A 4662-nucleotide genomic window follows, 5' to 3' on the forward strand; every position below is an offset into this window, starting at 1 on the left:
CAGGGCTTTCAGATCCAGGTTGTAGACGTTCAATGAACTGAGCGAGCCGCTCGGCACAGCCCCCGCCCAATTGCCGTTCCAATAGGTCTTACCAGGAGTCTTAAACATACAGTTGTACCCGCGCGGCGCGCATCACCGCTGCGACCGAAGTACGAAGTTGTAACTAGGCGTCCAATCCTTGTTGCGATACTCGGCCAGCACTTCGAATTGGCGCGCCAGCCGTTCACGCACCGCGCGCTTGCTGAAGCCGCGATAGCCGATTTCCCAATAGTGCTGACCGCTGCAGAACTTTGGGCGGGCTGGATCCGGCTTGCGCGCCGGATTGAATAGGTCCGCCACGGCAGTGAGTTCGATGGACTTGAATCCCATATCCAACGTCACGCTCGGATGGCGCCCGGCCACCGGTAGATACGCCAACACGAAACGCCCGACCCTGGCAATTTCCGCCAATGCTGGATCGAGATACGCGATCGGCAGATGCTCGAGCACGTGGGACACGATCACCACATCGAAGTGTCGATCCCGAAACATCGGCATTTCGTGACAGCTGCCGATGACATCCGGATTGAAGGTCGAATCGATGTCGAAGGTGGTCACTTCATATTTTTTCCAGCGAAACACCGCCGCATCCAACCCCTGACCGGGACCGATGATCAAGATCGTCTTGCTCGCACCCGCCCACTGACGCACATCGCGCAGCTGGTAATAGGTGTTCACGAACATGGACAGATTCACGGCATCGAACCAAGCCTCACGATCGACCGGCATCACCGCCGGTGCCACTCCGCCCTCGCGGTCAATGGAATCGTTCAAAACGCCTCCTGAATAGGCTGGCGCGCAACCAGCCACGTCGCGCCTACAGAAATGAGTTGAGCCACTAAGTACGCGATCGCGACCCCTTGCAGCGGCACCAGCGAGCTGCCGGCGTAAGACAGCAGCACGAAGCTCACGTCACGCGGAATGGCAATCCAGAACAACGACTGCCACATCCGCCCCGCCGCTTGCACCAGCTGATACATGGCGCTGCTGAGCACTTCCGGCAGCACGGATAGCAACAATACATATGCGAACCAGTCCCGAGAAACAAATGCCTCACCATAGGTCGCGAGCACATAGGGCAGAACCGCGGCCAATGGCACGACGACCATGACCGCGGTGACCAGGGTCGCCAAGACGTTGGTGGTGTACAGGTTGCGAAATTCGCCGTGCTGAGCTTTGCCCTTGAGGTTGTTCAGTACCGACACCGTGACCGAATTCAACAAGGTGGGCATTTGCAAAGCAATCAGCCGGATCTGATTCGCGGCCGCGTAGATGCCCACGAGTTCGATACCGCCCGGCAATCTCGCCAGGATTGCCATGACGATCGATTGGGCGGGTACCGTGATGAATCCCGATAATCCCGCCGGCAGCGCGAAGCGCCATACTAACTGCCAATCGTGCGAGGTCAGAGGCTCGTCACGGGAGATCCCATGGGTGCGGATGACGCGGGACAGAGCGTAATAAAAGATGGCGTATCTGCATGCGCTCGATAGCGCCAGGCCGATGGTTGCTCCAAGCAGCCCGCCCCATATCGCGCCGGCGCAAGTCAGAACGATGTGGCTGATGCCTGCCACCAGCCCCACCTGACTCAAATTACGAAACGCGCCGAAGCCTTGCAGCGAGCCTTGCAGATACGCGACACCGGTTTGGAAATACACCGCGATCGCGGCGATTTTCAACGGCGTGCTCAGCTCGGCATTGCCGTAGATCGACACCGCGAGGAAAGTGGCCGTGCCGAACATCAGCGCCGCGCCACACACTCCGGTGCCCAAGGTGAGGAACTTGCAAAGTCGCAGAATGCCGCCGACTCGCTTACCTCCAGCACCGCGAAATTCGGAGATGAACTTTGCGGCGACCAGCCCGGCGCCGCCTTGCGCGATGGTCGCAGCGGTCATCACCACCGTGAGCACGATGGCGTACAGACCGAATTGTTCCAGCCCGACGATTCGTGCCAGCAACAGACTGGACACGACCGTGGCGCCCTGATTGAGCAGGGCGGCCAACACGCTCCAGAGAAATCCTTTTAGCAAATATTCGCGAACGATGGCCCGATACCGAGCTAGCGTCCGAAACCGCGTGCCGCCCTCGCCCGCCTGCAGCTCCGAGGTCATGACCGAGGATGGGGAGGAGGAATGACTGGCACGCGACTAGCGCGCCGAACGCAGCGCCGAGATGGCGGATGTAACGATCGCCAGGAATATGCCGACGGCCAACCCGACGAACAGCCCGATTGCCAGCATCACGCCCTTGCGCGGCCGGATGTATTTGTCGGCATCGGCCACCAGCGCCTTATCCACTACCTGGAAGATATATTCCTGGGTCACATTGGCCAGCATGACTTGTTTGACCTGCAGCTCCACCAGCCGGTAGATCGCCGCACGCGTTCCCAAATCCTCGGTTCTGGTCAGTTCCTTCTTCAAATATTCCAACGACGCGTTGGCCTTATCGCTGGCACGACGGCGCATTTCCAGATTGAGCCGCTTGACCAACTCGTTGGCCCACGCTGCCGCTTCGGTCCGGTCGCGCCACTCGATCTTCAACGTGACCAGGCCGGTCTTGGCGTCTTTGGCCAGGGTCCGAACTTTCTTGTCGAAGTAATCGTAGGCCTGCGCCGCGGTTGGCTCTTTCTCACCTGGCAGCCAACGCTGGTTGGCCTGGTCCCAGCGGTTGGCGAAAAACTTCTGCCGCAGCCCGAATTCCTCGACGAAGCTATCGGTGAACTGGCGCGACTTCATGACCGCCAGCGCCTCCTCCAGTTCAGTGTCGTTGGCACCGACCTTCACGCCGGCCAGCGCCGCCAAGCCGCCGAGCTGTCCCAACGCCGAACCGAGGCCACCGGCACCGCTGCGCTCGCTGGTCACAGGCAGCAGCAGCACCGAGGATCGATACACCGGAGTTAGGATGAACGCCGCAGCTAGAAAGGCAGCGGCAATCAAGACGGTGGTTACGACCACCCACCAACGCTTTAGCCACAGGATTCGCAACAGCCCGAGGAACCCGAGCTGTCCGCTCTCCCACTGCGTCGTCCCGCCACTCGCTGCCAGCTCGCTCATTGGGTCTGATTCGCTCAGAACGAGTTCACAGCGGCTGCTGCGATGGACAGGTTGTAGATGATGGTCGTCACTGCGATCCAGAACGGCAACGGACGCATGCGTTCGGTATCCAGCGGCGCCACGATGGTGTCGCCCGACTTGATATTCCCGCCACCGCCGCTGAACCAGCTGTTACCCGAGCGCGCCACCACGCTGCCATCGGCACGGACTACGTAGATGTGATTCTCATCGGCGCGTGGTGTCAGGCCGCCGCTCATCGCAATGTACTCATCCCTGTCGAGATCGTTGCGGAACAGATGAGACGTGGCGCTCTGCACCTCACCGATGACCGTGACTTCCTGCACGACACGCGGAACCAGCAAGCGATCGCCATCCTTCAGCACGATGTCGGTTTCCGAACCAGCGCGCGCCGCCATGGCTCGATCCAGATTGATCACTAGCCGGCCCACCGGTTTGGCATCACGCAGTGTCGCAAGCAACGACTGCCCGACGGTCAGCGCTTGGCTCGCGTCCTTGCCCGTTTCCTGCGCCGACATCAATGATGCTTGGGCAAGATCGGACTCCATACGGGTGGCGAGCGTGGCTAGCTGTTTGCGCTCGCGTTCTTTGAGTTCTTCACGCGTGAAGATCGCGCCGTCGACGAACGCGAGATCGGTCAACCCGCCGGCACGGGCCATCACCGACCGCAGCGTTTCGCCGCGATGAATCGGATAACGTCCGGGGAACCTGACCTCGCCGCGGATTTCCACTTCCTCTTGTGCGGCCCACAGCGGCACTTCCTTGATCATCAAATAGTCGAACGGCCGCAACGCCAGATTGGCCGTCGGCTCGCCATTCAGGACCTTGCGTAAATCGATCGCGATCAATTCGGCCTGGCGCGTGCCATCGCTGCCGATCTCATAACGCGTCAGCTCCGCTTGGCCGCCATAAGCCGCTTCATCCAGACTGCCGCCCGCGCGCAGCAGATCGCTGACCCGCATGCCGGGCTCCAACGGATATTTGCCGGGCACTTTGATCTTGCCGGCCACGCTGACCTCGGGCGTGGGCTGATCGATCCGTGACTGCAGCTGCAGTTCGCGCATCAATGGCTCGATGATCCGATCCCGTCCGGACTCGCGATCGAATACGAAAATGCGATCACGCGGCGCCAACTCGAAATTGGCCGCGCCCTCGGGCCGGGCCAGTGCCTCCTCCAGATTCACGGAGAACACCTGAACGCTACGATCAGCGGGAATCTCACGTCGCACCAGGATGTAACGCTGGTCCGCGTTCGGCTCCAACTCATCCAGGCTGGGCAACACATCTTTCAGTCGCATGCCGGTGCTGAACTGATATTCACCGGGGCGATGCACGTGACCGCTGACCACCACCGCTTCGTCCAGCACCGGGCGGATCGTCGGCACGCGGAGCATGTCGCCCGCCTGCAGCGAACGATTGCGGCCAGCGGCCGCCGCCAGATTCACATCGACGATGATCCGCTGACGTTGCTCGTTGACTCGCTCGAGGGTCACGATGGTCGGATCGGCCTCCGGCAGCAGCCCACCGGCCAGCTGCAGCAAGTCCGCCGCAG

At 60.9% G+C, this 4662-nt stretch carries 4 protein-coding genes; all 4 read right to left on the bottom strand.

Going from position 1 to position 4662, the window contains the following annotated elements:
- Positions 1 to 132: 132 nt before the first annotated feature.
- Entirely contained in the window at positions 133 to 813 is a 681-nt protein-coding gene (locus JNL55_RS24435; protein ID WP_293860352.1) for a class I SAM-dependent methyltransferase, read from the bottom strand.
- A complete protein-coding gene (locus JNL55_RS24440) occupies positions 810 to 2150 on the bottom strand; it encodes an oligosaccharide flippase family protein (protein WP_293860355.1) in 1341 nt (446 codons plus the stop codon). The genes JNL55_RS24435 and JNL55_RS24440 overlap by 4 nt, the downstream gene beginning before the upstream one ends.
- A 36-nt stretch (positions 2151 to 2186) precedes the next feature.
- On the bottom strand, positions 2187 to 3092 hold the full coding sequence (locus JNL55_RS24445; protein ID WP_293860358.1) for a Wzz/FepE/Etk N-terminal domain-containing protein: 906 nt from the start codon (positions 3090 to 3092) through the stop codon (positions 2187 to 2189).
- Between the two features lie 14 nt (positions 3093 to 3106).
- Positions 3107 to 4662: SLBB domain-containing protein (locus JNL55_RS24450; protein ID WP_293860361.1), on the bottom strand; the 1556-nt coding region annotated here is incomplete at its 5' end.

The sequence above is a fragment of the Steroidobacter sp. genome (assembly GCF_016790065.1).
Lineage (GTDB): Bacteria > Pseudomonadota > Gammaproteobacteria > Steroidobacterales > Steroidobacteraceae > Steroidobacter.

Bases quoted from the DNA above. Each gene is read 5' to 3' on its own strand.
- JNL55_RS24445 (WP_293860358.1), bottom strand. From the start codon at position 3,092: ATGAGCGAGCTGGCAGCGAGTGGCGGGACGACGCAGTGGGAGAGCGGA.
- JNL55_RS24440 (WP_293860355.1), bottom strand. From the start codon at position 2,150: ATGACCTCGGAGCTGCAGGCGGGCGAGGGCGGCACGCGGTTTCGGACG.